The organism is Geminocystis herdmanii PCC 6308, from assembly GCF_000332235.1.
Taxonomy (GTDB): domain Bacteria; phylum Cyanobacteriota; class Cyanobacteriia; order Cyanobacteriales; family Cyanobacteriaceae; genus Geminocystis; species Geminocystis herdmanii.
The window spans coordinates 2,601,045-2,627,350 of sequence record NZ_CM001775.1 but is presented as its reverse complement, the minus strand read 5'-3'; the positions used below and the strand labels follow the sequence as shown (position 1 = coordinate 2,627,350).

The 26,306-nt window shown below is 35.7% G+C and carries 22 protein-coding genes; 8 read left to right on the top strand and 14 right to left on the bottom strand.

All coding sequences use genetic code 11. From position 1 onward, the window contains the following. Window positions 1-183: 183 nt before the first annotated feature. The 6 genes from SYN6308_RS13065 to SYN6308_RS13040 form a co-directional block, all read right to left on the bottom strand. On the bottom strand, window positions 184-1,317 hold the full coding sequence (locus tag SYN6308_RS13065; RefSeq protein WP_017294895.1) for a hypothetical protein: 1,134 nt from the start codon (window positions 1,315-1,317) through the stop codon (window positions 184-186). 238 nt (window positions 1,318-1,555) lie between these two features. Then, a complete protein-coding gene (vapC, locus tag SYN6308_RS13060) occupies window positions 1,556-1,945 on the bottom strand; it encodes a type II toxin-antitoxin system VapC family toxin (RefSeq protein WP_017294894.1) in 390 nt (129 codons plus the stop codon). Continuing rightward, window positions 1,945-2,121 carry a type II toxin-antitoxin system VapB family antitoxin gene (locus SYN6308_RS13055; RefSeq protein ID WP_017294893.1) on the bottom strand — a complete coding sequence of 59 codons (177 nt, stop codon included), beginning with the start codon at window positions 2,119-2,121 and terminating at the stop codon, window positions 1,945-1,947. Before SYN6308_RS13055 ends, vapC begins: the two co-directional genes overlap by 1 nt. Before the next feature lie 64 nt (window positions 2,122-2,185). Beyond that, on the bottom strand, window positions 2,186-4,123 hold the full coding sequence (gene gyrB, locus SYN6308_RS13050; protein ID WP_017294892.1) for a DNA topoisomerase (ATP-hydrolyzing) subunit B: 1,938 nt from the start codon (window positions 4,121-4,123) through the stop codon (window positions 2,186-2,188). Window positions 4,124-4,276: 153 nt separating this feature from the next. Beyond that, window positions 4,277-4,606: a type II toxin-antitoxin system VapC family toxin gene (locus SYN6308_RS13045; RefSeq protein ID WP_237741216.1), complete on the bottom strand. Its 330-nt coding sequence runs from the start codon at window positions 4,604-4,606 to the stop codon at window positions 4,277-4,279. A 47-nt stretch (window positions 4,607-4,653) separates the two neighbouring features. Then, window positions 4,654-4,893 carry a hypothetical protein gene (locus SYN6308_RS13040; protein ID WP_017294890.1) on the bottom strand — a complete coding sequence of 80 codons (240 nt, stop codon included), beginning with the start codon at window positions 4,891-4,893 and terminating at the stop codon, window positions 4,654-4,656. A gap of 172 nt (window positions 4,894-5,065) precedes the next feature. Here SYN6308_RS13040 and ligA point away from each other — a divergent pair, with 172 nt between their 5' ends. The 3 genes from ligA to SYN6308_RS13020 all read left to right on the top strand — a co-directional run bounded on the left by ligA (window position 5,066) and on the right by SYN6308_RS13020 (window position 10,026). Then, on the top strand, window positions 5,066-7,075 hold the full coding sequence (gene ligA / locus SYN6308_RS13035; protein WP_017294889.1) for an NAD-dependent DNA ligase LigA: 2,010 nt from the start codon (window positions 5,066-5,068) through the stop codon (window positions 7,073-7,075). A gap of 504 nt (window positions 7,076-7,579) precedes the next feature. Continuing rightward, window positions 7,580-8,692: a peptide chain release factor 1 gene (prfA, locus tag SYN6308_RS13025; RefSeq protein WP_017294887.1), complete on the top strand. Its 1,113-nt coding sequence runs from the start codon at window positions 7,580-7,582 to the stop codon at window positions 8,690-8,692. Window positions 8,693-8,805: 113 nt separating this feature from the next. Continuing rightward, window positions 8,806-10,026, top strand: a complete 1,221-nt coding sequence (locus SYN6308_RS13020; protein ID WP_017294886.1) for a M20 metallopeptidase family protein — start codon at window positions 8,806-8,808, stop codon at window positions 10,024-10,026. Window positions 10,027-10,045: 19 nt separating this feature from the next. Here SYN6308_RS13020 and SYN6308_RS22435 read toward each other — a convergent pair whose 3' ends face one another. Both SYN6308_RS22435 and sds read right to left on the bottom strand, forming a co-directional pair. Beyond that, the gene (locus tag SYN6308_RS22435; protein ID WP_017294885.1) at window positions 10,046-12,190 is read right to left on the bottom strand and encodes a molybdopterin oxidoreductase family protein; all 2,145 of its coding nucleotides are present in this window, start codon (window positions 12,188-12,190) and stop codon (window positions 10,046-10,048) included. A 337-nt stretch (window positions 12,191-12,527) separates the two neighbouring features. After that, on the bottom strand, window positions 12,528-13,499 hold the full coding sequence (gene sds / locus SYN6308_RS13010; protein ID WP_017294884.1) for a solanesyl diphosphate synthase: 972 nt from the start codon (window positions 13,497-13,499) through the stop codon (window positions 12,528-12,530). A 1,260-nt stretch (window positions 13,500-14,759) separates the two neighbouring features. On the opposite strand from sds, the gene SYN6308_RS13000 reads away from it, so the two are divergent. The 4 genes from SYN6308_RS13000 (at window position 14,760) to SYN6308_RS12985 (ending at window position 19,145) form a co-directional block, all read left to right on the top strand. Further along, window positions 14,760-16,556 carry a DNA polymerase III subunit gamma/tau gene (locus SYN6308_RS13000; protein ID WP_017294882.1) on the top strand — a complete coding sequence of 599 codons (1,797 nt, stop codon included), beginning with the start codon at window positions 14,760-14,762 and terminating at the stop codon, window positions 16,554-16,556. A gap of 83 nt (window positions 16,557-16,639) precedes the next feature. Continuing rightward, a complete protein-coding gene (locus SYN6308_RS12995) occupies window positions 16,640-16,876 on the top strand; it encodes a hypothetical protein (protein ID WP_017294881.1) in 237 nt (78 codons plus the stop codon). Next, entirely contained in the window at window positions 16,873-17,262 is a 390-nt protein-coding gene (locus SYN6308_RS12990; protein ID WP_017294880.1) for a type II toxin-antitoxin system VapC family toxin, read from the top strand. Before SYN6308_RS12995 ends, SYN6308_RS12990 begins: the two co-directional genes overlap by 4 nt. Window positions 17,263-17,522: 260 nt before the next feature. Further along, window positions 17,523-19,145 carry an ABC transporter substrate-binding protein gene (locus tag SYN6308_RS12985; RefSeq protein ID WP_017294879.1) on the top strand — a complete coding sequence of 541 codons (1,623 nt, stop codon included), beginning with the start codon at window positions 17,523-17,525 and terminating at the stop codon, window positions 19,143-19,145. Window positions 19,146-19,296: 151 nt separating this feature from the next. Here SYN6308_RS12985 and SYN6308_RS12980 read toward each other — a convergent pair whose 3' ends face one another. From SYN6308_RS12980 to pflB, 4 genes are all read right to left on the bottom strand, one after another. Next, window positions 19,297-19,908 carry a flavin prenyltransferase UbiX gene (locus SYN6308_RS12980; protein ID WP_017294878.1) on the bottom strand — a complete coding sequence of 204 codons (612 nt, stop codon included), beginning with the start codon at window positions 19,906-19,908 and terminating at the stop codon, window positions 19,297-19,299. Window positions 19,909-19,954: 46 nt separating this feature from the next. After that, window positions 19,955-20,317: a DUF5615 family PIN-like protein gene (locus SYN6308_RS12975; RefSeq protein WP_017294877.1), complete on the bottom strand. Its 363-nt coding sequence runs from the start codon at window positions 20,315-20,317 to the stop codon at window positions 19,955-19,957. After that, window positions 20,310-20,633, bottom strand: coding sequence for a DUF433 domain-containing protein (locus SYN6308_RS12970; protein WP_017294876.1), 324 nt, complete (start codon window positions 20,631-20,633; stop codon window positions 20,310-20,312). Before SYN6308_RS12970 ends, SYN6308_RS12975 begins: the two co-directional genes overlap by 8 nt. A 104-nt stretch (window positions 20,634-20,737) precedes the next feature. Beyond that, window positions 20,738-23,014 carry a formate C-acetyltransferase gene (gene pflB, locus SYN6308_RS12965; RefSeq protein ID WP_017294875.1) on the bottom strand — a complete coding sequence of 759 codons (2,277 nt, stop codon included), beginning with the start codon at window positions 23,012-23,014 and terminating at the stop codon, window positions 20,738-20,740. A gap of 498 nt (window positions 23,015-23,512) precedes the next feature. Between pflB and SYN6308_RS12960 the strand changes: the two genes are divergently transcribed. Continuing rightward, window positions 23,513-24,640, top strand: a complete 1,128-nt coding sequence (locus SYN6308_RS12960) for an iron-containing alcohol dehydrogenase family protein (RefSeq protein WP_017294874.1) — start codon at window positions 23,513-23,515, stop codon at window positions 24,638-24,640. A gap of 302 nt (window positions 24,641-24,942) precedes the next feature. Here SYN6308_RS12960 and SYN6308_RS12955 read toward each other — a convergent pair whose 3' ends face one another. After that, entirely contained in the window at window positions 24,943-25,422 is a 480-nt protein-coding gene (locus tag SYN6308_RS12955; RefSeq protein ID WP_017294873.1) for a chemotaxis protein CheW, read from the bottom strand. A gap of 59 nt (window positions 25,423-25,481) precedes the next feature. Then, a complete protein-coding gene (locus SYN6308_RS12950) occupies window positions 25,482-26,255 on the bottom strand; it encodes a glycosyltransferase family 2 protein (RefSeq protein WP_017294872.1) in 774 nt (257 codons plus the stop codon). Window positions 26,256-26,306 lie beyond the last annotated feature (51 nt).

Below are 26,306 nucleotides of genomic sequence, written 5' to 3'. Positions count from 1 at the left end.
TATTACATCATTGTATGATTAACCTAAATCAATTATATTGTATTTTTTAAAGTCGCTTTAGCAGATACTTGAACTCGGTTATCGAGCGTAGTCGAGATACAGTGCATCGCTTTAGCTATTGATTTCTTGCAAGGCGGTTTATTGTTTGTTGAAAACCATTACCTTGCAAAGAAATACCAGACTCTAATTAGATGTAATCATAGATTGACAATATTGTTGAGCATATTCATTTAAACCTCCAGCATAATTATTAATTTTATCAAAGGCAAAATTGGCTACTTGGTGTTTGCCAATATTAACAACAGCGATACCTCCAGCTAAAATAATAGCCATAACAATCGGACCGCCTACTGCCGAAGTTACCACTGCGGTTGCGGCTGCTCCCGTAGCACTACTACCAAAAAATCCTGCCATAGAAGTTACAAGACCACCTATACCTAGTTGAGATACGGCTGAAGCCATACCTGCATATCCAGCTAATGGTCCAGCACCCACTGCTGAAGCGGAGGAAATAGCTTGAAAAACAGTAAAAGCTGTTACCGCTCCTTTTTCAATCAAAATCCAAGCTGTTTTATCTTCACCATTGGCATAGTTATTATAGGCGTTACAAAAATTTTCAGGTGTAAGTGATAAAAACTTTTCTGTTGCCTTTAACATAGAAACATTCGAGAGAACTTTTTTTGCAGCGATCGGAATATCAATACCCGAAACAAAGTTTTTAATCGCATCGGATTTTCCTGCTAAATTAATGTCTGATAATGAATTACGGAATTGACCTAATTGTGTACTCATATCTACAGATAATAGAGCCTGTTTAATAGAATTTGCGTGAGCTAATAAATCTTGATCAGAAATGGATTTTTTGAGTTGTTGTGCTTTTTCGCTTAGGTGAAGATTGGGAATATTATTTTTTAAATTTTCCCCTTTTTGTACAATATTTGTAGCGTAAAAATCTTGAAGTTCTTTACTACTTAATTCAAGATCAATATCGGCAATAACTTGTTTTAACTTTTGAGTTTGTTCTACAATATGTAAGTCAGGTACAGAATTTTTCAAATTTGTTGCCTTCTCTACCAAATTGATGTCGGAAACTTTATTTTTCAATCCTGTTGCTGTTTCAACAATATGTAAATCGGGGACAGAATTTTTCAAATTTCCTACTTTTTGAAGAACAGATGACTTAAAAACAGATTTACCTTCATTTTCAATATCTGTGATTTCTAAAACACCGTCTTTTGTATTGTTAAATGCCAGTTTATCAGTTTGAAAAGATGTATTTACTGAAGACAACGCAAAGGCAGAAGGAGTCCAATACATCGAATTTGATACGATGAAAAGAATCGTAGTAAGCAAGGTACAGATAACTTGTTTGATTATCATTAGTTACTTTGTTCTATTTTATTAGTATTTTTAATAAATTATCACATATTAACAGAAAAAACAATAATAATAGTTACATAATAGTCATGTTTTGATTACATTAAATTTGTTGGATGTTTATATTATTGACCAAAAGAAAAAGGCGGAAATTACTCATAGCACAAATGTACTTCAACTAGACAGGAATCAAATCTAAGTAGTTGATAAAAGGTTGAAAATCTCGATCGGAAAACAGGAGAGGAAGATTATTTTCTATGCAAAAAGTGGCAATAATTACATCATTAGTTTTTCTAATAGTAATGCCTTGTTTTCTTAAATATCTATAATTTTCTGCACTTTTTATGGCTAATTCAATACCTAATAAAGAATAAATAGTTAGAGAAGTTAATAAAGTTTTTGCTGTTTGATAATCTCGATCGTTTTTAAACCCTTGTAACACTTCAGTTAAGATAATATCTCCAATGGCTACGGGATGAGTTGCTAAATATAAATCTAATTTTCTCACCTCCTCTGTTTCACTACCATTAAAATAATCAATCCAGACGCTAGAATCGACTAAAATCATTAATCAAACCTCATTTCCTCAAGATTTCCCTCCCATTTTAATTTTCCTTTAAATTCTTTAATTTTTTCTTGTTGTTTAAGGTTAATTAAAGTTTTTAAACTTAATTCAATTACTTCTTTTTCGGTTTTTAAACCTGTTATTTTCATCGCATCATTAATTAATGTTTGTATTTCCATAATTCTTTATTAAATTATTTTTGATTAATGAATAAAAAAAAGGTGGGCATTGCCCACCCTACAATTATACGTCTAACTGTGTTAAATTTAATCTTGGTCCGTGTGTTTCGATAAATTCTCGACGTGGTGCAACTCGATCGCCCATTAATACAGTGAAAATATGATCAGCTTGGGCGGCATCTTCAATTTCTACTCGTTTCATCATACGGGTTTCAGGATTCATGGTTGTATCCCACAACTGTTGGGGCATCATCTCTCCCAATCCCTTAAATCGTTGAATATTGTAGTTAGCATTGGCAGGAAATTCAGCGATTTTTTGTTGTAACTCTCGATCGCTATAGCAATAGAAATGATTTTTACCTCTTTCTAATTTATATAACGGAGGACAAGCAATATAAATGTATCCTTCCTCTACTAATGCCCGTTGATAACGATAGAAGAATGTTAACAAAAGAGTACGGATGTGTGCACCATCCACATCAGCGTCAGTCATGATGACGATATGATGATAACGTAGTTGAGTAGGATCAAATTCATCCCCTCGAATACCTAAACCCAAAGCAGTAATTAAGGATTGAATCTCGTTATTTTTATAAATTTTTGCGTCATCGGTTTTTTCGATGTTCAAGATTTTACCACGCAAAGGCAAGATAGCTTGAAAACGTCGATCGCGCCCTTGTTTAGCACTACCACCTGCACTATCACCTTCTACAAGAAATATCTCTGATTCAGAAGGATCACGAGAGCTACAATCGGCTAATTTACCCGGTAGGGGTGAAGATTCTAACACCGATTTACGGCGCACTAATTCTCTGGCACGTCTGGCGGCATCGGCGGCTTTAAAGGCTTGAATTGCTTTGTCAATGACGCTATCGGCTACGGCAGGATTACGCTCTAAATAGTCGTTTAAAACTTCCCCTACTAAGGAATCCACAATACCTCTTACTTCGGAGTTACCTAATTTTGTCTTGGTTTGCCCTTCAAATTCAGGCTCTGGAACTTTCACAGAGATTACAGCCGTTAAGCCTTCTCTGACGTTTTCTCCCCCTAAGTTTGGCTCATTTTCCTTAATTTTATTTCTTTTACGCGCCACGTTATTAACGGTACGAGTTAAGACGGTTTTTAAACCTTCTAAGTGTGTACCCCCGTCAATGGTACGAATATTATTCGCAAAACCTAAAATAGTGTCGCTATAGGAGTCAATACACCACTGAAAAGCGACTTCTACTTGTACGCCGTTTTTCTCTCCTTCTACATAGATAATATCTTCGTGGAGGGCTTCTTTTTCCCTTGTCATGTAGGTGACATATTCTCTGATACCCCCTTCATAACAATAGGTTTCGATATGTTCGGGGGTAACACGTCGATCGCTGAAGGTAATTTTAACTCCTGCGTTGAGGTAAGCTAATTCTCTGAGTCGCCCTGAGAGGGTGTTATAATCAAATTCGGTAGTTTCGGTGAAAATTTGGTTATCAGGTAAAAAACTGATGGATGTACCTGTAGAATTATCAGGGTTAGGATTGGGTATCAATTCTGTAACGGCATTACCCCTTTCATAACGTTGGGTGAAAATCTTTTGTTGACGCTTTACTGTAACTTGTACCCATTCGGAGAGGGCGTTAACGACAGAAATCCCAACACCGTGTAAACCACCTGATACTTTATAACCACCGCCTCCGAATTTTCCTCCTGCGTGAAGCACTGTCATCACGGTTTCTAAGGCTGATTTGTTGGTGGTGGGGTGAATATCTGTAGGGATACCTCTACCATCATCGGTGACGGAGACTGAACCATCGGCGTTAAGTTCTATTTCAATATGACTACAGTGACCAGCTAAAGCCTCATCGATCGAATTATCAACTACTTCATAAACTAGATGGTGTAATCCTCTCGGTCCTGTAGTTCCGATGTACATACCCGGACGCTTTCTGACTGGTTCTAAGCCTTCCAGTACTTGAATTTGTTCTGCACCGTAGTTTGTAGTCTGAATTTCTGTACTCATATATTATATATAATTCCTCTGTTTAAGGCTTTTTTTTGGGTTTTTAGCCCTTAAATGATCTTTTTATCAAGAACGATCGTTCTTAACAGTTTAGCACGATTTAAACTATCTCTCAAGGAATTAGGAATTGGGAAGGAGAAATGAGGAGTTGTCTTACCAAATAGTATTAACAATTGATGCTGTAATTTTAGTATCACGGGTAACGAGAGGAAGATTCAGATATAACGCTGTAGCCGTTATAATTCTATCGGGCATTTCTGGCACTATCTGTCGATCGATTTCAGATAAAGACAAGGCTATATCTAAATCTATGGGTATAATTTTCCAATTACCAGAAGGCTCATTTAAGGCAATTAAAAGACGTTTCAATGCTAGTTGAGGAATTTTCTCCTTTTCCGTTAGATAAGTTATTTCGATGACTGTAATAGCACTAAAGTAAATGATATAGGCGGAATCGATTGCTTTCAAGGCGTTAACAGACAATTTTGGAGACTCCAACAAATACCAAATAACAGCATGAGTATCAAGTACTATAGAACTAATTCATCTAAATCCTCCGCAAAAGTACTCCACATTTCTTGTCTAATAGAAGTAATATCATCTTCCGTTACGGAAAAATCAAGATCAGCCCATAATCCCTTTAAAGTATAATTGGAAGGGGTTTGAGTCTCCTGTTGAAATCTTAAAAATTTGACAAAATCTAGCACTGTTTTTTGTTTGTCAACGGTTAAATCCTTTAAGTTATCTAGCACTGTTTCTTGTATATTCATTTTATCTTACTCTTAATGATTACTCAACTAATCTTTTTTGTTCTTTTAAATCTCTTTCCCCTAATATAACTATAATCTTGACTTACTCAAGAGTAAAGCTATGATGCAAAATCTAAGTTTTCGATCGATCATTGATTTTGTTATAACTAGAAAATATATCTAAATTTTAGTCATGGAAAATATTAATATAGATCGAGCTGAACAATTAAAGGCTAAATTACAGGAGGCAAGTTATGCCTATTATGTATTAGATAATCCTATTATGGAGGATACTATTTATGATCAACTTTATCGAGAATTGCAGGATTTAGAGAATGAATATCCTAATTTAATTACTGCGGATAGTCCAACCCAAAGAGTTGGGGATAAATTGGATAAACAATTTAATTCTGTTAAGCATAATATACCTCTTTATAGTTTAGAAAATGCTTTTAATTTTGAGGAGTTAAATAATTGGCAAAATCGTTGGCAAAGACAACTAGAAAATATCCCTAAATTTAACTATAATTGTGAGTTAAAAATAGATGGTTCAGCTATTGCTTTAACCTACAAAAATGGAATTTTTATTAGGGGTTTGACAAGGGGAGATGGTGTCACGGGGGAAGACATAACCCATAATTTACGCACAATTCGATCGATCCCTTTAAGATTAAATATGGATAATCCTCCTCCTATTTTAGAAGTGAGAGGAGAGGCTTTTTTACCCTTAGAAGAATTTAATCGTATCAACGAAGAAAGAGAGAAAAATCAAGAAAATTTATTCGCTAATCCTCGTAATGCAACGGCGGGAACTTTGAGACAATTAGATCCGAAAATTGTTAGTGAAAGAAAGTTACAATTTTTTGCTTATAATGTTTATTTTAATCCTGATAATAATTTATTAGATACCCAAGATCAAGCTCTCAAATTTTTACAACAAATTGGCTTTTTAGTCAATCCTAATTATCAAGTTTTTACAGATTTAAACCAAGTCAAACAATATCTTGATACATGGGAAATAAAGCGAAAAAAATTACCCTATATGACTGATGGAGTGGTGGTAAAAATCAATCAATTTACCTTACAAAATGAGTTAGGTTTTACGCAAAAATTTCCCCGTTGGGCGATTGCGGTTAAGTATCCTGCGGAGGAAATGACAACTACCGTAGAAAAAATTATTGTCAATGTGGGGCGCACTGGTGCTGTAACTCCTCTTGCAATTATGAAACCTGTGACTTTAGGAGGCACGATCGTGCAAAGAGCTACTTTACATAATCTCGATCGAGTGCGAGAATTAGATATTAGAGTGGGAGATACCGTGATTATTCGCAAAGCTGGGGAAATTATCCCCGAAGTAGTGGAAGTAATTAAAGACTTGCGCCCTACGGAGAGTCAACCTTACGAAATGCCTAGTCATTGCCCAGAATGTAATTCAATTTTAGTGCGCCCTGACAAAGAAGCCGTTACCCGTTGCGTTAATAGTTCTTGTCCTGCCATTTTGCGGGGTAGTTTGATTCATTGGGCAAGTCGAGATGCGATGGATATTCGAGGGTTAGGTGAAAAAGTTATTATCTCCCTTTTAGACTATAAATTGGTAAAATCGATCGCTGATTTATATAAATTACAAACCTTTGAAATAGCAGATTTAGAACGCATGGGAGAAAAATCTGCCCAAAAATTAATTACCGCTATTGAACATAGTAAAAAACAACCTTTTCATCGAGTTTTATATGGTTTAGGAATCCGTTATGTGGGTGCTAGTAATGCTCAAATATTAGTCAATAATTTACATAGTATTGATAACTTAATTAAAGCCAAAAAAGAAGATTTAGAACTTATTTATGGCATAGGAGAAGAAATTACTAATTCTATTTTAGAATGGTCAAGTATTTCTGAAAATATAACTTTAGTTGAAGAATTGAGAAGTTTAAATCTTAATTTACAACAAGAAAATAATCATAGTGACTCTAAGAAAAAATTATCCAATAAAACCTTTATTTTAACAGGAACATTGCCAACTTTAAAGAGAAATGATGCTAAAAAATTAATTGAATCCGCAGGAGGAAAAGTGTCGGGTAGTATTAGTAGCAAAATTAATTATGTAGTAGTGGGAGAAGATGCAGGTTCAAAGTTAGAAAAAGCCCTAAAATTAAACTTAAAAATTATCAATGAATCAGAATTACTTGAATTAATAAATTCTTGAGATTGCTTTTCACGGGGAAAGTGGACAAGGGGGGAAAACCGTACCTAAGCTATTCGAGGGTTTGCTGAATAACTCAGAAAGCTATTAAAATCAAGGGTTTAGGCATAATACATTAAGAAAAAAGTGCGCAATTTTAAGGATTTTTATTCAAAAATTCGACACTTTTGACCTTATTTTTAATAATATCTCTATATTTTTTTATATTATGCAAAGGCTCAAAACCTTGATTTTTCATTCTTTAACCTAATACCTAACACCTAATACCTATCCTCATCAAAAAACTTTTTCAGCAACCCCTACTTATTTTCATGATGTCCAAGTTTGTTCAAGTTTTTAGGAGCGGTGTTATAAATCTGTTAAAATGGTAGAAAAAATCCTTATTTTCTATGTCTAAGAATGACTAATTGTCTTGGACATATTTTATAAATTGATGTACAAAGAATCAAATTTAAAACATAGTCTTAACATCAAAAACAATTATTTATAGTTTATTTTAAGTATATTATGGCTGAATCTTATCTATTAGACAAATTAGCGTCCGTTGAGAGTACCTTTATGGAATTAACTCGCCGTTTGGGAGACCCAGATATTGCGACTAATCCCGATGAATTGCAAAAAGTGGCAAAAATGCGATCGTCCTTAGAAGATACGGTAATAGCTTATCAAGAGTGGCAAAAAGCCCAAGAAGATTTAAAGGGTGCAAGGGAAATCTATAAAGAGTCTAACGCAGACCCAGAAATGAAGGAGTTAGCTGGGTTAGAAATTGAGGAGTTAGACGCACAAATCAAGGATTTAGAAAAACAACTCAAACTATTACTATTACCTCGTGATCCTAATGATGACAAAAACATTATGTTGGAAATTCGAGCAGGTACAGGGGGAGATGAAGCTAGTATTTGGGCCGGGGATTTAGTGCGGATGTACTCTCGTTATGCCGAAACGGTGAATTGGAATGTGAAGTTGTTGAGTGAGTCTCCTGCGGAAATGGGGGGGTTTAAGGAAGCAATTTTGGAAATTACGGGGGATAGTGTTTATAGTAAACTGAAGTTTGAGGCAGGAGTTCATCGAGTTCAGCGTGTACCTTTAACGGAAGCGGGAGGACGAGTTCACACTTCTACGGCAACGGTGGCAATCATGCCTGAAGTGGATGAAGTGGAGGTTCATATTGATCCTAAAGACATTGAGATGACAACCGCTCGATCGGGGGGTGCAGGTGGGCAAAACGTGAACAAGGTAGAAACGGCGGTGGATTTGATGCACAAACCAACGGGAATTAGGGTTTTTTGTACGGAGGAACGATCGCAGTTAAAAAACCGTGAACGCGCTATGCAGATTTTACGAGCAAAACTCTATGACATCAAAATGAAGGAGCAACAAAGTGAAGTAACGGATTTACGCCGTTCTCAAGTGGGTACTGGCTCTCGATCGGAGAAAATTCGCACCTATAATTATAAAGATAATCGAGCTACGGATCATCGATTAGGAAGAAACTTTGATCTCAATACTGTCTTAGAAGGAAAAATAGAAGATGTGATACAGGCTTGTATAGGACAAGATCAACAGGAAAAACTAGAACAAATGGCTTCTTCTCCTACCACTGCTGATGCTTTAATCTAGTTCAAATCTTTCTTAGCAATGAGAGTTTATCAAGGGGTAAATTAATCCACCGCCTTCTAAACTCCATAATTCGATGTGATACAATCAATAGAAGTAGCCATTATATAAATTTTATGTCTAATACCATCACCTTAGATTATTCGATCGAATCATCGGCAATTAGAGCAGAAATTGCACAACTACAACCCCAATTAGTACACTGGAGACGCAGACTACATCAATATCCTGAGTTGGGTTTTCAAGAAATATTAACCGCCGATTTTATTGCCGAAAAACTCAGCGATTGGGGTATTGATTATCAAACCCAAGTTGCAAAAACAGGCATTGTTGCCACTATTCACAGTAACCATGAGGGGAAAGTTTTAGCCATTCGTGCCGATATGGATGCTTTACCCATTCAAGAGGAAAATCAGGTGGCTTACTGCTCCAAACATAAAGGTATTATGCACGGTTGCGGTCATGATGGACATACAGCGATCGCCCTCGGCATTGCCCACTATTTAGCCCACAATCGAGATAAATGGCAAGGAACAGTTAAAATTATTTTTCAACCTGCGGAGGAAGGACCAGGTGGTGCTAAACCGATGATTGAAGCAGGGGTGTTAACTAATCCTCGTGTGGACGCTATTATAGGACTACATTTGTGGAATAACTTACCCGTCGGTACGATCGGAGTTAGGGAGGGGGCATTAATGGCGGCGGTGGAGTGTTTTAAATGTACCTTATTTGGGAAGGGAGGACACGGTGCAATGCCCCATCAAACCGTTGATTCGGTGGTTTTAGGTGCACAAATTATTAATGGTTTACAGTCGATCGTATCTCGAAATATAAGTCCCATCGATTCTGCGGTGGTGACAGTAGGACAATTTCATGCTGGTACAGCCTTAAACGTCATTGCCGATACCGCTAAAATGAGTGGTACAGTGCGTTATTTTAACCCTAAACTAGAAAAATTAATCGGTGAGAGAATCGAGGCAATTATTAAAGGAATTTGTGAGAGTCACGGGGCAAAATATGAACTTGACTACTGGCAACTTTATCCCCCAGTGATCAACAATTCTCGTATTACTCAATTAGTTAAATCCGTAGCGTTAGAAGTAGTAGAAACCCCTTTAGGAGTTGTGCCTGAATGTCAGACTATGGGGGGGGAAGATATGTCATTCTTTTTACAAGAAATACCCGGTTGTTATTTCTTTTTAGGTTCTGCCAATGAAGGAAAAGGGTTAAACTATCCTCATCATCATCCTCGTTTTGATTTTGATGAAACTGTGTTGAGTTTGGGAGTAGAAATTTTTGCTCGTTGTATCGAAAAATTTGCAGATTTTACCATTTGAGTTTTTAATTGTCCATTCCTCATTCCTCATCCTTCATTATTTTCACGGCACAGGCTTTCAATTCGGGTTGCTTGGAAATGGGACAAGCCTCAGAATGAGTTAAACTGTTAGCTTCAGCGTTATCTGCCCACAAAAAACCCCAGTGCATGGGTACAAATACGGTTTTGGGAGAGATCGATCGTGTTATCTTAACCTTGAACTTACCCTCTCCCCGAATAGATTCAACCTTGACAAAATCGTTATCTTGTAAATTAAGCTGTTGTGCATCTTTAGGGTGAATTTCGATAAAAGGTTCAGGGTGCATTTTTACTATTTTATCAATTCTACCAGTTCTGGTCATAGTGTGCCAATGCCCATATAACCGCCCAACGGTTAACACAAAAGGATAATCAGGGTTAGGGGGTTCAGCTAATCCTCGACTATGGTAAGCTGAAAAGTTAGCTTTACCGTTATCAGTGTGAAATTTTAAATCCGTGTAAAGTCTTCTACCGTAACGATGCTCAGGATTACTCCCTTCAGGAAAAGGCCATTGTATCGCTCCATATTCTGCTAAAAGCTCATGACTTAATCCCGACACATCACAAGGGCGATTTTTAGTTAAACTGACAAATTCTCGATATACTTGGGAGGCATTTTCAAAGTTAAAATACTGCTCAAATCCTAGTCTTCTTCCGACTTCGGCAAAGATTTCCCAGTCTGGTTTTGCTTGTGTTTGTGCTGGATTGAATTGTGGACAATAAGTCACAACCCTTTCTGAGTTTGTCATTGTACCCGCTTTTTCGCTCCATTGCGCCCCAGGTAACAGTAAATGGGCATAATGGGATGTTTCTGTAGGATAGTAAGCCTCTTGATATACTGTGAAGGGAGATTTTAATAAGGCTTTTTTAGTACGCTCTAAATCTGGCATACTTACGACTGGATTTGTGGCAGCAATCCAAAATAAACCTACTTCTTCGGTTTCTAAACCTGTAATCATTTCCCATACTGTCTTACCCACTTTATCATCGATCGAACCGAGCGGTAAACCCCATAATTGTTCAACCTCTTGACGATGTTGCGGATTCAAAACACTGCGATAACCGGGTAGAAGTTGTGCTAAACCCCCTGCTTCTCTACCTCCCATAGCGTTGGGTTGCCCCGTTAAAGAAAAAGCACCACTGCCCTCTTTACCGATTTTACCTGTCATCAGATGCAAATTTATCAAGCCTCTTACCTTGGCTGTACCTTCGGAAGACTGATTTAAGCCCATTGACCACAAAGATAGCACTTTTTCTGATTCTGCCCAATAACGAGCGCAGGTTTCTAAATGTTCGATCGAAATCCCACATTTTTCAGCGACAATGTGAGGGGGATACTGTAAAATAACTTCTTTAAATTGAGTAAAATTGTTCGTATGATGATCAATAAAATCATGATCAAGAAGATTCCACTGTAAAAGTAAATAGGCGATACCGTTAAATAAATCAATATCCGTACCCGGATTTATCGCTAAATGAAGATCAGCTACTTCTGCTGTAGCAGTACCACGAGGATCGACTACTATTAACTTAACATGGTCATTTTTCTTATGATATGCCCGAAAACGGTTAAAAACGATGGGGTGACATTCTGCGGTATTCGTACCCACTAAAAAAGCGCAGTCTGTTAATTCTAAATCTTCGTAGGTACAAGGAGGCCCATCACTGCCAAAACTACCGATATAACCCGACACTGCTGAAGACATACATAAACGGGAATTAGCATCAAAATTATTTGTGCCTAAACAGCCCTTCATTAATTTTTGAGCAATATAATAGTCTTCTGTTTGAAACTGCCCTGAACCATAGATACAAATACCATCAACTCCCATAGTATCCCTTACGGTGTTGATTCGATCGACTATCAGAGTATAGGCTTCTTCCCATGAAATTTGTCGAAATTCCTGCTCTAATGTTTCTCGATAAAGGGGATATTCTAAGCGACTTTTGTGCATTGCTTCCGTTACCGTTGCCCCTTTGACACACACTTTACCTAAACTTGAAGGATGAGTTCGATCGCCCATTACCTTCCAAATCGGATTACCAAGGGAGTCACAATTAAGAGTTTTTCCTGACGAGGGGGGGGAAACTTCTAACCCACAACCAACGCCACAATAAGGGCAAACCGTAGTAACTTTTTTATTCATTATCGAGATATAAGGGATGCAAAATCAATGTATATTTTGTTTGATCACACTATATTCTCATGAGATTTGGTAATTAAAGGTATATTTATATACATATTTTCTCTAGTTAAGACTTTATTGCATTTTTATTATGTTAATTTTACATAAATATTTAGTTTTATGGGAAAACAATTAATTTTGAATATCTCACGCAAAGACGCAAAGGGGAAAATATCTTTTTTCGATAGATAATCAACGATACAAGAAGTTTGTAGTGATGGCTTTAGCCTTTAATTAATCAGGGTTAAAACCCTTACTACAAACAAAGTTAAATGAATACTATTACTCATTCTCTTAATTACTTGATTCGACTCAAGACATAATCGGTTAAATCCATCAAGGATTCTTTCGCAGGAGAGTTGGGTAAACACTGCAAATCTTCTAAGGCTAATTGACTATGTTGATAAGCTAATGCCCTCGCTTTTTCGATACCATGACTCTGATTAATTAAATCTAAAGCCTGTGGTAAATCTCCCTCCTCACTAAATTCTCTTTCTATCAAAATTTTTAAAGAAGGTTTTTCTTCCATAGCAAACAATACAGGCGCTGTTAAATTACCACTGGCTAAATCCGAAGCCGCAGGTTTTCCTAAAATCTCTGTGGTGGTGGTAAAATCGAGGATGTCATCTACAATCTGAAACGCTAACCCCAAATTACGCCCATAACTATAGATTTTGTTGGCAATTTCTTCTCCAGCATCGCTTAATATTACGGCGGCTTTGCCACTGTTGGCTATCAGAGACGCTGTTTTAAAATAACTTTTCTGTAAATATTTTTCTAAAGTAACATCTGTATCAAAACAACTTAATCCCTGCTGAATCTCTCCTTCGGCAAAATCTCTAATTACCTCAGATAATAATTTTACTACTTGCAGGTTATCTAAATTTGCTAAATACCATGATGATTGCGCAAACAGAAAGTCTCCTGCTAAGACGGCGATGCGATTACCAAATAAAGTGTTGACGGTGGGAACTTGTCTTCTTAATTCTGCATCATCCACTACATCATCATGGACTAAACTAGCAGTATGTATCATTTCTGTTATTTCTGCTAGTCTTCTATGGCGAGGGGTAATGTCTAATCCTTTCATGGTGGCACGGGATAATAATAGCACGATCGCAGGTCTAATTCTTTTGCCTCCTGCACTAAATAAATGTTCTGCTGCCGCTCCTAAAATAGGATGTTGTGCCTGTACTAAGCTAGTAAGATTATCTATGAGTATCGATAAATCGTTTTCTACTGGGTCAAATAGAGAGGTTGCAGTTGTCATTGATAAGTAGTTGTTTTTTATAAAAATAGTTTACGAAAGTTCACATATCTTATTATTATTTTAAGCTATGGATTCCCCTCCTGAGATCGTCTTCAAGTTTTTTTTCTTTTGAATCATAGTTAATATACCTTAAAACTGTCGATTTATTAGGTATTATGACTCAGAAAAAAAGTTTTTCCTGTTTCTAATTTTATGTTAATTTATGTTATTCTATAAGTGTGGTTAACAATCTCTGGCAAAGCAAAAAATTCAGAGTGTAAATATTTAACTGCATACTCTGTTTGTAAGTTTAAGAAATTAGTTTCTCATTCTAAGAGCAGAAGATTTAATATACTTAAATGTCCCTAAGTAATTCATAGTCGATAATTTTATGATTATAAAATGTCGGTGGTAATTTTTTGGGCATATTATTAAGTGAAATTGTATATTTTTTTAAAACTTGTCAGTAAAGAAAATATGCTTTTTCCCAAGCTGTAAATCGGTATATTTATATCATAACCAAAGAATTTTTTGGAAGGTTAATTGATGGTAGTTGATTAACAGATTAACTCACAATGATATTTTTGTTCATGGGTTCAATATTTAGATTGATATTTATTTAAAATATTAGATTTAATCTACTATTTTTTACAATTCAATTTTTCTATACAAAATATCATTAAACTTTTAAAAATTTTTGTTTTAATTTTGGTTATTATTTAGATATTCGATAAAGAATTGAGATTATTTGTTCTTTTTTTACAGTATTTTATTCAGCAATTATTTTTGATAATATAAGGTTTTTAGCCTTTATTTATCTTACTTATAAAGTTGTAAAAATTTTAAAGATGATAGTTATTTAATTATATCTTTATATTTATTAAGCTCGATCGATTTTAATCGTGTTGTACGATCGAATCAATTATTTTAGTTAATAACCCATTAATGGAGGATTTATTGCCATGTTAATTCCCTTTCTCGTTTTATTATATTTATTGATTGTTTATGTTTTGTTGATGGTGGTAGAAAAACGCAAAAAAATTCCTCGTAATTCTGCGGAAAATATCAAGTAAATTCGGCTTTCTTACTTCTCGTCGTGATAAATTATGTCTTAAAAAAGGTGTTAGGTATTAAAAGCAATTATTCAGACTAATAGTTTATTTGTTCTGCAAAATGGACTTACTGCCATTTTGATAAAAAAGCTAAAAGATAAGTAAAATCCTACTGTAGAACTTAGGTATAATCAATATAGTAATTACGTTTTCTGGCATCACCTAAATTATGACTTACGAGCCATTACATCACAAGTATCGACCTCAAACTTTTGCTCAATTAGCAGGGCAGGAGGCGATCGCACAAACCCTCATTAACGCCATCAAAAGTGAAAAAATAGTCCCAGCTTATCTATTTTGTGGTCCTCGTGGTACAGGCAAAACATCGAGCGCTCGAATTTTAGCTAAATCACTTAATTGTTTACAAAGCGATCGACCTACGGATGAACCTTGCGGAGTTTGTGAAGCCTGTAGAAGTATTACTAATGGCTCGGCTTTAGACGTGATTGAGATTGATGCGGCTAGTAATACGGGGGTTGATAATATTCGAGAAATCATCGAAAAAGCTCAATTTGCCCCGGTTCAGTGTCGTTATAAGGTGTATGTTATCGATGAGTGTCATATGCTCAGTACGGCGGCATTTAACGCCCTTTTAAAGACTTTGGAAGAGCCTCCTTCTAGGGTAATTTTTGTTTTGGCAACTACCGATCCTCAACGAGTATTACCGACAATTATTTCTCGCTGTCAAAGATTCGATTATCGCCGTATTCCCTTAGATGCGATGATTCTTCATTTGCGGGATATTGCCACGAAGGAAAATATTGATATTACTGTTGAAGCATTATCGATCGTAGCTCAATTATCTAACGGGGGAATGCGAGACGCGCAAAGTTTGTTAGATCAACTTAGTCTATTATCAGAAACTATAACTCCCCAAAAAGTCTGGGATTTGGTAGGGGCGGTTTCTGAACAGGATTTGTTGGAATTGATACAGGCGATCGCCACGGATAACCCCGAAAATGTGATTACTCAATGTCGAAAACTGCTCGATCGAGGTAGAGAACCTTTGATTGTGTTACAAAACTTAGCTAATTTTTACCTCAGCCTGTTAATTAGTAAGTCAGCACCCCATAGAAACGATTTAGTTGCCGTTACCGATGAAACTTGGTCAAAATTGATAGAAGAAGGGAAAACATGGGAATTAAGCCATATTTTGCAGGGGCAGAAAAAACTTAAAGATAGTGAAGTACAAATTAGAAACACCACTCAACCTCGCCTTTGGTTAGAAATTACCTTGCTTAATCTTTTACCTTCTGCTAATGTCAGTTCGATCGGACCTGCCACTTTAGTTAATTCATCAGGAAATACATCGATTCAAGTCATCAACACTCCAGCAGAAAAAATATCTACCAACACAAAAGTTGTTAATAAAGTTAATAATAATACTCAACAAAATTTTGAACAAAATACTCAACAAATCAATTTTAATGACTTTTCTGAAGTGAAAGAAAAAGTTGCCTTAGCTATTGAAAAAGTCACCACAAAATCTTTTATCAAACAAAGTTGTCAAATTATTAGTATTGAAGGGCAAATGGTAAAAATAGCAGTAGGTAGTAGATTTTTATTAGAAATAGGTAATCAACAAAAAAAAGATATTGAACTAGGATTTTCTAAGGTTTTTGGGAAAAAAATGTCTGTGGTTTTATTAGAAAATAAAGATATAAAATCAGAAAAATTTGAGCCTAAAAAAGAAGAAGAAACAAAAACTTCTATTTCTACTAAATCTGTTAATGATTATACTCCAAAAACTAATAATTCTCCATCTTCAAAACCAAAAGAAACAGTTATTTCTCATCGAGGAAATGGGGATCAAAATTCTCTAAATGCCGCAACAATTTTAGCTAAAAGTGTTAACGGTGAAATTGTTTCAGTTGAGCCGAAATCAACAGACATAAAACCTGAGATTAAAGTTGTCAATCGCCCTGAAATTCCCCAAGTTGATGATGATGATGATCTTCCATTTTAATCCTTTTACTAAAATTGATGTGAGGAAAGGAATAGCAAGTTACCGTTAAACATCTAAATTATAATTTTTAAGGGCTAATTTTTATGAATCAAATAGTCATATCAGAGTTACCTGAAACCATCCAAAACTTAGTTAACCAAGTCCAAATAACAGGGGATAGCCTAACTATTACAACTCAAGAGGGAAAACCACTAGCTGTTATTCAACCCATGATAAAGAAAAAAAGGGCAACCTTTGGGGCGATGAAACATAGAGGCTCGATATTAGGTGATATAGTTGAGCCAACATCTAATCTAGTTGCTTGGGATATTTTATTATGAAACTTTTATTAGATACTCATATTTGGCTTTGGTATCTTTTAGGGGATTCTCGTCTTTCTAATAATGTCATCGAAGCCCTAGAAGATGAAACAAATAAACTATACCTAAGTCCTGTTACTATTTGGGAAGCATTACTATTAGGAGAAAAACAAAGAGTAATACTAAAGCCTACCCCAGAACAATGGATTCGAGATAGTTTACAGGAATTAAATGTCATGGAAGCACCTTTATCCATTGATATAGCTATTTTAAGCCGAAAATTAGACCTTGTACATCAAGACCCAGCTGATCGCTTCATTGCAGCTACAGCCGTATATTATGATTTAATACTTGTCACGGTAGATCAAAATCTTACTAATGCTACTTGTTTAGAAACGATGAGTTAGGAGTTAATCAATAAATCGATGTCTATTAGACATCTCCAGAAAAGATTTTTTATTGGTTTGTAGTAAGGGTTTCAACCCTCATTTTTCTAATTATGGTCGAAGTCTATTGTATAAAGCCTCAAAACCTTGATTATGTATTCTTTAACCTCTCTTTTTTTAGAGAAACACAGTTTCATTCCTAATTACTAATTCCTGATTACTATTTTCCATTAAAATAAACTAGCATTTTATCTTTTGGGAAAATTCCCAGACAATAATTCATGATAAAAAAAATAGTCAAAGTTTTAAAGTATCTTGGAGTTTCTTTAATTTGTTTTGGGTTAATTGTTGCTTGTAATAGCAATCCATCAGAACAAGTTACTCCTACTACCACAGATAATAGAATTACGATCGGAACTACCCTGAAAGCTAGAACATTAGATCCAGCAGACAGCTATGAATTAGCAGGGTTAAATTTAATTTATAATTTGGGTGAAAGTCTTTATACTTATCAATTAGGCACAACGGAATTAGTGCCATTACTGGCAACAGAATTGCCAAAAATTAGCGATGATGGCTTAACCTATACTATCCCTTTGAGACAGGGAGTTAAGTTTCATGATGATGCACCCTTTAACGCCGAAGCGATGAAGTTTTCTTTAGATAGGTTTATGCAAAACGCAGGAAAACCCTCTTTTTTACTGAAAGATACTATCAAAGATGTCACCGCTACGGCAGAATATGAGTTAACTATCACTCTACAAAAACCCTTTGCGGCTTTTTCTGCTTTACTTGCCTTCCCCGGTGCTTGTGCTATTTCGCCTCAAAGTTATACTATAGGAGAAGGACAGTTTAAGCCCAATGAATTTATAGGTACAGGACGCTACAAGTTAACTGCGTTTAATAGTGATTCGGTGACATTGGAGGTATTTCCTGACTATTGGGGGGAAATACCCGTTAATGAGGGTATCGATTTACAAATTTATGCGGGTAATTCTGCTAACCTTTACAATAGCTTTTTGACGGGGGCGATAAAGGTAGCCTATCAAACTTTTGCACCGGAGCAAATAACTACTTTAGTGTCAGATGCTAACGCTGGAAAATTCCAAATGGTTCAAGGTTCTGGTACTGTGGTTAGTTATATGGTGTTGAATCGTAATCAAAAACCTTTAGATCAAGTTGAAGTACGACAAGCGATCGCACTTTTGCTCGATCGAAACTTAATCATCGAAAGAGTATTACAAGGACAATCCGAGCCTCTTTATAGTTTAATTCCCAGTGTTTTCGAGGTATCTCAACCAGTTTTCCAAACCACCTCCCCTGAAGCAAATATTACCCAAGCGAAAGAATTATTAACCAAAGCAGGTTTTTCTGCGACTAATCCCGCCGTGGTGGAAATTTGGTATCCTTCCGCATCTAAAACTCGTAGCGGTGTGGCGGCTACCTTAAAAGCGATCGCCGATCAACAATTAGAAGGTATAATTCAATTTATCCCCAATGCCGTAGAAAGTGCCACCGCTTTTAGTAACTTAGGTAAAGGTATTTATCCTAGTTTCCTTGGTGACTGGTACCCCGATTTTCTTGACGCTGATAACTATATTCAACCATTTTTACAATGCACCAACGGTAACGACACCCAAGGATGTATCGAAGGAGGAGCGCAAACTCAAGGCTCATTTTTCTATAGTACAAAAATGAATGAATTAATCGACAAACAACGGGAAGAAACTAACTCCGAAGCTCGTAAAACTGCCTTTGGGGAAATTCAAACTATTTTGAAAGAAGCAGTGCCTTATATACCTTTATGGCAAAATAAAGACTATGCTTTTGCTCAAAATGACATTACAGGAGTAACTATTAATCCTAGTCAGAATTTTCCTTTTTGGACTATCAAATTCAATTAAACCCCGTCCTCCTACGGGTTAGGATAGTTCAGTGCCACCTGTACTGGTCAATTGGTACGGGACACCGTGTCCTCTGGTGATTTCTACCACCAGCCCTCGTGTAAAACACTCATAAGAGTGCGGTCACAACGGAGTAGGTAACGAATCTGATTTACTCCGTTTCTTTCCATCTTTTAAGAGGAATACAGTCTATATTGAGTTGATCTAAAGTACGAGCAATGACAAAATCAACTAAATCTTCGATCGATCGAGGTTGATGATACCATGCAGGAATAGCAGGAACAATTTTTGCTCCTGCTTCCGCCAATTGTGTTAAATTTCGCAAGTGAATTAAACTAAAAGGAGTTTCACGGGGTACAACAACTAATGGTTTTCCTTCCTTGAGTTGTACATCTGCTGCCCTTTCTAGTAAATCTGAGCTTAATCCGTGACTTATTTTCGCCACCGTACTCATGCTACAGGGTATAACAACCATTCCTAATGTACGAAACGAGCCACTAGCAATACTTGCACCCACATCCCCCCAACGATGACAAATCAACTTTCCTTGAGTCGGTATTTGTAGGTACGATCGCCAAAATTTTTCTTGAGTCTCAGGCTCTTGAGGTACTTTGATACCATCTTCTTCTAACCATACCATATAACTAGCTTTGGAAGCTACCACATAAACGGTATATTCTGCTTCTAAAAGATATTTAAGAGTCCTCACAGCGTAAATCATTCCCGATGCGCCACTGATACCAACAATTATCGATTTATTCATTAAATAAACTTTTACAAGATGATTAACTGAGCAAAAAAAACAAAATTTAAAGAGGGATATAAGTAATCATATCAACATATTCATTTCCCTGACTAGCAGAGGCAATTAATACCAAATCATTAATAATTTCACCTATCTTACTCTGAGGACGAAAAACAAAAATACCGGGTAAATGATGCCCTTGTGTTAAATGTTCTTTCAAATGCAAAGGCATAGAAGCTCGGTTGTTAGTAACTAAAATAAAGTTATTTTTTTCACACCAAATTAATATTTCTGGATCTTTTGTTCCTTTTTTGGGAGTATTAGGATCTCCGATAGCGATAATCTCTATATTAGATAAATATAACTTTAATTGTTGTTTATATATAGGTGGTAAATTTTCATCAATTAAGTAATTAAATTTAAGCACTTATTTTCGTCTGATTTTTTAAATTTTTTAATCTAATTATATTAACCGTAGGATTTTTGTCCTGTTGTTTTGCTAAATTTTCAGAACTTTTTAACCAGTCAATCATATACTCAGTAATTTTAACTTTATTGTGTAAATAATACAAGATGGTACTATAAATATCTTCTAAAGAAACTTGAGTATATAAGTTACTGATTTCTTCTGCATTTTTTCGATTATAAATATATTCATAGAGTATTGTTTCAATACCAATTCTTGTTCCTTTTAAACGAATATCATTTTCGCTATAAATATCAAAAAAAGATTCTAGTAACATGGTTAATAAATTTTTTTCAACTTCCTTTTATTTTTAGACATCTCCAAAAATTTAATTTTCAGAGATGTCTATTTTTAATACCTCAAACCTAACACCCTAACACCTTATAATTGTTCGTGGAAAGTACGGTTAATTACATCTAACTGTTGCTCACGAGTTAGTTTAATAAAGTTAACAGCATAACCTGAAACACGAATGGTTAACTGGGGATATTGTTCAGGATGATCCATTGCATCTAATAAGGTTGCTCGATCGAACACGTTAATATTGATATGATGTCCTGTATCGTGGAAATAGCCGTCTAACATCCCTGCGAGGTTGTTAATTCTCGCTTCGGGGGTTTTACCTAAGGCATTAGGCACGATCGAAAATGTGTAGGAGATACCATCTTGAGCGTGTTCGTAGGGCAATTTTGCTACGGATTCCATAGAGGCGATCGCACCTTTGGTATCCCTTCCGTGCATAGGGTTTGCACCGGGGGCGAAAGGTTCACCTGCTTTACGTCCGTCAGGAGTACTACCAGTTTTTTTACCATAAACCACGTTAGAAGTAATGGTTAAAATGGATTGGGTAGGAGTGGCGTTACGATAGGTTTTGTGTTGACGGATTTCGTTCATGAATTTAGTTACTAATTCAACCGCAATACTATCCACTCGATCGTCATTATTACCGAATTTGGGGTAATCTCCTTCTACTTCGTAATCCACCGCTAAACCTGCTTCGTTACGAATCACTTTCACACGACTATATTTGATAGCGGATAAAGCATCAGCAACGACTGACAACCCTGCAATACCACAAGCCATTGTACGGTAAACATCTCGATCGTGCAACGCCATTTCGATGCGCTCATAGCTATATTTATCGTGCATATAGTGGATAACATTGAGGGTGTTAACGTATAATTTCGCTAACCATGCCATGAGTAAGTCAAATTTGGCGCTGATGTCCTCATACTCTAAATAATCTCCCGTAATAGGAGCGTAAGCAGGAGCAACTTGCACACCGCTATTTTCATCTTTACCGCCGTTGATGGTATAGAGTAGGGCTTTGGCTAAGTTAACCCGTGCGCCGAAAAACTGCATTTGTTTGCCAATTTTCATCACCGAGACACAACAAGCGATACCATAATCATCCCCATAATCAGGGCGCATTAAATCATCATTTTCGTACTGAATTGAGCTAGTATCGATCGAAACTTTAGCACAATAACGTTTAAAAGCAACAGGTAATCTTTCCGCCCATAATACTGTTAAGTTAGGTTCTGGAGCAGGTCCTAAGTTATATAATGTATGTAAGAAACGGAAACTATTTTTTGTTACCAAAGGACGACCATCTGATCCCATACCACCAATTACTTCTGTCACCCATACAGGATCAGCCGCAAAAAGTTGGTTATACTCAGGCGCTCGTAAAAAACGCACCATGCGCAACTTGATCACAAATTGATCAATTAACTCTTGAGCTTCCGATTCATTAATAGTACCGTTGTTTAAATCTCTTTCAAAGTAAACATCGAGGAAGTTTGAAATACGACCAAGAGACATTGCCGCCCCATTTTGTTCTTTCACCGCACCAAGATAAGCAAAATATGTCCATTGCACCGCTTCTTGAGCGTTAGTTGCTGGTTTACTGATGTCGAAGCCATAACTCAAAGCCATTGCTTTTAACTCATTTAAGGCTTGAGTTTGATCGGTGATTTCTTCCCGTAAACGAATTACATCCTCATCAATCACATCATTTTCGAGGGATAATAATTGATTTTGTTTATCCTTGACTAAAAAGTCAACACCGTATAAAGCCACTCGGCGATAATCACCAATAATACGTCCCCTACCATAAGCATCGGGTAAACCAGTAATAATACCAGATTTACGAGCTTTTCTCATGTCTGTGGTATAAGCTGAGAAAACGCCGTCATTGTGGGTTTTGCGGTATTTTGTGAAGATTTCTTCTGTTTGAGGATCAAGTTCGTAACCGTAGGATTTTAAAGACGTAGCGACTACTCGAATCCCTCCGTAGGGCATAATCGATCGTTTCAGAGGTTTATCGGTTTGTAAACCAACGATTTTCTCTAAATCTTGATTAATATAACCTGCGCCATAGGCGGTAATACTAGAGGGGATTTTGGTTTCAACGTCTAAAACTCCTTTTTCCCTTTCTTCCTTCATTAATAATTTAACTTCAGTCCATAAATTATTAGTGCAGGATGTGGCATCATTTAAAAAAGATTCGTCACCAGTATAAACGGTATAATTCCTTTGAATAAAATCTCTGACGTTAACTTCTGTTGTCCATTTTCCCAGTTTAAAGCCTTGCCAACCTTCATAAGGCGTGTGTTGTGTAGCGTTATGGGTGGATTTTTCCGATAGATGTACCATAAGTTATGATCTAGTATTTTGTTTTGGTGTACTAGAGCCTCCTTACTTTTCATTATAACCTATTCGATCGACATTAATGAGGAATGGGTAATGAGGAATGAATAATCAACATATGCTTGAGGTAGAGTGCATAGACTTAACTGTTATATAAAACTTACTCATAGTTACCTATGACGTTTACTTCTTGCTTCTACCAGTCAAGTCGGCTTGATACTGTCCACAAGCGTTGATTCGGGTGTAACCCACCCTACTTTTATTATTCTAATTAATTGATTAATCTTGAATAATAACTAATTTTTTATTTAATTTAATCTTTAAATTAAATAGTTTTAACAGTCTTGGTTATCGACTTCATTAAAAGCTAACATATTTTAAAAAAAATGTCAACCTTTATCCCGTGAGTAGGTATAAACAACTATAATAAACTATTAGTTAACAGTTAAAAGCTCTTTATTTTTCTTAAAAATTGATTAAAATAGAGTATCTTGAATATTTACTATGAAAATGACTAAGTTGAAAACTCCCCAAGCTATTACTAAAGTTAATGAGATTTTTAGTTTACAAGTCGCCCCTGCTAATATTATTAAGGGTGATAATTGCTTAATCAATAGTGGAAAATCGATCGAGCAATTTGGTAAACATCCGATTATTGTGGGGGGTAAAAACACTTTAAAATTGATCGAAACTTATCTTAATCCTATCTGTGAAGAATATAACCTCACCCCTAGTTATCAAAGTTATTCCCCTGATTGTGCGCAAACTTCCTTAAAACGTCTGGAAAATGCCGTGAAATCCCATAAAGGAGATTTTATCATCGGAGTTGGGGGAGGAAAAGCCCTCGACACTGCCAAATTATTGGCTCATAATTGTAATTTGCCTATTGTTACTATCCCTACTTCGGGGGCAACTTGTGCAGGTTGGACAGCATTAAGTAATATTTATTCAGAATCGGGCGCTTTTCAGTATGATGTGAGTCTTCGTCATTGTCCTAATTTACTTATCCTTGATTATAGTTTAGTGGCGACTGCTCCTGCTCATACTTTAATCGCTGGAATTGGAGATGCGATCGCAAAATGGTATGAAGCCTCCATCAGTAGCGGTGATTCTAGTTCCACTTTAACCATAGCGGCAGTACAACAAGCGAGAGTATTAAGAGATATTTTATTACAAAAATCGGAGAAAGCCTTAGCTAATCCCCTTAGTGAAGAATGGAAAGAAGTAGTTGACGCAACGGTATTATTAGCAGGAGTTAGCGGAGGTTTAGGCGGTGCAAATTGTCGCACAGTAGCCGCCCATGCTATCCATAACGCCTTAACTCATCTGGAGGAAGTGCATCATCAATTACATGGGGCAAAAGTCGCCTATGGTATTTTAGTACAACTGCGACTAGAAGAAATGGTGATGAATAATCAACTTGCTACTACTTCCAGACATCAATTGATTAAGTTTTATCGTAATATTGGTTTACCTTGTACCCTCGAAGATTTAGGACTTGATAAGATTACTTTAGCTCAACTTCGATCGACGGCGGAGTTAACTTGTCAACCATCCTCAGATATTCACCGCCTACCTTTTAAAGTAACCCCCGAACAATTATTAGGGGCAATGGTTTCAACTCTAATTTAGAGGTTGCTGAAAAAATATTTTGATGAGGGGAGGTGTTAGGTAATAGGTGTAACGATTTTAGGTTAAAGAGCAAAAAAAATCAAGGTTTTGAGACTTTGCATATACAAAAAAAAATAACTTTCATTCAGAAATTTGGAATTATTTTTCAACAAATTTCCCCAGTTTCAAAAAAAATGTGATATAATAAAGACTGTCTTTCCTATCTTCTTGTCTTCCAAGATCTTCCCCTTCCGGGGAAGGTCTCCCTCAATTAATTCTCAACATTCAATCGATAAATTAGGAAGAAAATAAACTACACATATTTAGGGTGCAATTAGTTCATCTGGGTCTAAAATAAAAACAGTTCTTTCTTGATCTTCTTCCGCAATAACTGTTACATGAGAGGCAATTTTTAAAGTATCCGCTCGGCGATAAGACGGGGGTAGCTCTCTAATATTCTCTAAAGATAGATCATATAGTTCAGGAGTACTTTTGACGAGAATACCAAAAGTTTCATTAGCACTGTTAACGGCTAAAAGTAAATATTTTTTGTCGTCAGAGTTCAAAATTTGAGGAAGATTAAACAATTTTTTATGTAAGTCGATTACTGTAATTTCTTCCTCTCCAATGTTGACTAATCCATAATGATTTAAACCACTACCAAAGATGGTGTTATAGTTAATAACTTTTTGTACAGTATCAATGTGTAAAGCAGCGTTGAGATTACCCACGGAAAATACTAACATTTTCACTTTTTGAGTATTAATTTTCGAGGATTCAGGGGATAAGTTAGCGATATTCATAGGAGAATGGGGGATTTTACTCTTTACCTTTCGATTTTACAATAAACTTTCCATAAAGCCTATTCTTGATTAAAATATTTTGCTTCTATTAGTCTTAAAGATAATAATATTTCAGCGAACATTCTTTGAAAGGCATAATACCAACCATGCCAACCATCAAGGATTCCACCTTTTAATATTAGGCAGTAAAAAAATACAATAAAAGGTGCTAAAATGATTTTTTTACGAATTTTATCTCCTAAACTTAATTGATTTACAGGAGTTTTTAATATTTTTTCTACTTCTAATATCATATAACGATCTTGCGCCCATAACCATCTACTTAATGATTTTCGATCGTCATGGTAAATATAACTTTTAATTTGACTAATTTTACCATCATTTTTTAATAATTGAGTATGTCCATCATCGATATAAATAGCTTTATTTTTACGAAATAAACATTGACGAGGCGGTAAAATTGTTTGATTTAAAGGTTTTCCAAATACACAATATTTAAAGGGGATAAAGTAACCATCTACTAAAGAATTTTGAGCTAAATGATTAATTTCAGCTAATAATTGTTCATTGATTATATAATCAGCGTCCATTGATAATATCCATTCAGAATTAATTTGATTTAAGCCATAATTCCATTGATTACTATGACTATCAAAAGTTCTTTGAAAAACTGTTACGTTTTCATAATTTTTCACAATTTCTAAGGTTTTATCTGTGCTAAAACTATCTATTATAATAACTTCTTTTGCCCATGTTAATTTACTTAAAGTTCGATCGATGTTAGGTTCTTCATTGTAGGTTAAAATTAAGGGTGTAATAGTAGTTAAATCCATAGTTTGTTTATTATTGATTAATAGATAATTAAATAATATAGTTGATAATTG

Bases quoted from the DNA above. Each gene is read 5' to 3' on its own strand.
- SYN6308_RS12950 (WP_017294872.1), bottom strand. From the start codon at position 26,255: ATGGATTTAACTACTATTACACCCTTAATTTTAACCTACAATGAAGAA.
- SYN6308_RS13065 (WP_017294895.1), bottom strand. From the start codon at position 1,317: ATGTATTGGACTCCTTCTGCCTTTGCGTTGTCTTCAGTAAATACATCT.
- gyrB (WP_017294892.1), bottom strand. From the start codon at position 4,123: ATGAGTACAGAAATTCAGACTACAAACTACGGTGCAGAACAAATTCAA.
- SYN6308_RS12995 (WP_017294881.1), top strand. From the start codon at position 16,640: ATGAATCAAATAGTCATATCAGAGTTACCTGAAACCATCCAAAACTTA.
- SYN6308_RS12970 (WP_017294876.1), bottom strand. From the start codon at position 20,633: ATGTTACTAGAATCTTTTTTTGATATTTATAGCGAAAATGATATTCGT.
- SYN6308_RS22435 (WP_017294885.1), bottom strand. From the start codon at position 12,190: ATGAATAAAAAAGTTACTACGGTTTGCCCTTATTGTGGCGTTGGTTGT.
- SYN6308_RS13000 (WP_017294882.1), top strand. From the start codon at position 14,760: ATGACTTACGAGCCATTACATCACAAGTATCGACCTCAAACTTTTGCT.
- sds (WP_017294884.1), bottom strand. From the start codon at position 13,499: ATGACAACTGCAACCTCTCTATTTGACCCAGTAGAAAACGATTTATCG.
- SYN6308_RS13055 (WP_017294893.1), bottom strand. From the start codon at position 2,121: ATGGAAATACAAACATTAATTAATGATGCGATGAAAATAACAGGTTTA.
- pflB (WP_017294875.1), bottom strand. From the start codon at position 23,014: ATGGTACATCTATCGGAAAAATCCACCCATAACGCTACACAACACACG.
- prfA (WP_017294887.1), top strand. From the start codon at position 7,580: ATGGCTGAATCTTATCTATTAGACAAATTAGCGTCCGTTGAGAGTACC.
- SYN6308_RS12990 (WP_017294880.1), top strand. From the start codon at position 16,873: ATGAAACTTTTATTAGATACTCATATTTGGCTTTGGTATCTTTTAGGG.
- SYN6308_RS13020 (WP_017294886.1), top strand. From the start codon at position 8,806: ATGTCTAATACCATCACCTTAGATTATTCGATCGAATCATCGGCAATT.
- vapC (WP_017294894.1), bottom strand. From the start codon at position 1,945: ATGATTTTAGTCGATTCTAGCGTCTGGATTGATTATTTTAATGGTAGT.
- SYN6308_RS12960 (WP_017294874.1), top strand. From the start codon at position 23,513: ATGAAAATGACTAAGTTGAAAACTCCCCAAGCTATTACTAAAGTTAAT.
- SYN6308_RS12985 (WP_017294879.1), top strand. From the start codon at position 17,523: ATGATAAAAAAAATAGTCAAAGTTTTAAAGTATCTTGGAGTTTCTTTA.
- SYN6308_RS13040 (WP_017294890.1), bottom strand. From the start codon at position 4,893: ATGAATATACAAGAAACAGTGCTAGATAACTTAAAGGATTTAACCGTT.
- SYN6308_RS12980 (WP_017294878.1), bottom strand. From the start codon at position 19,908: ATGAATAAATCGATAATTGTTGGTATCAGTGGCGCATCGGGAATGATT.
- ligA (WP_017294889.1), top strand. From the start codon at position 5,066: ATGGAAAATATTAATATAGATCGAGCTGAACAATTAAAGGCTAAATTA.
- SYN6308_RS12955 (WP_017294873.1), bottom strand. From the start codon at position 25,422: ATGAATATCGCTAACTTATCCCCTGAATCCTCGAAAATTAATACTCAA.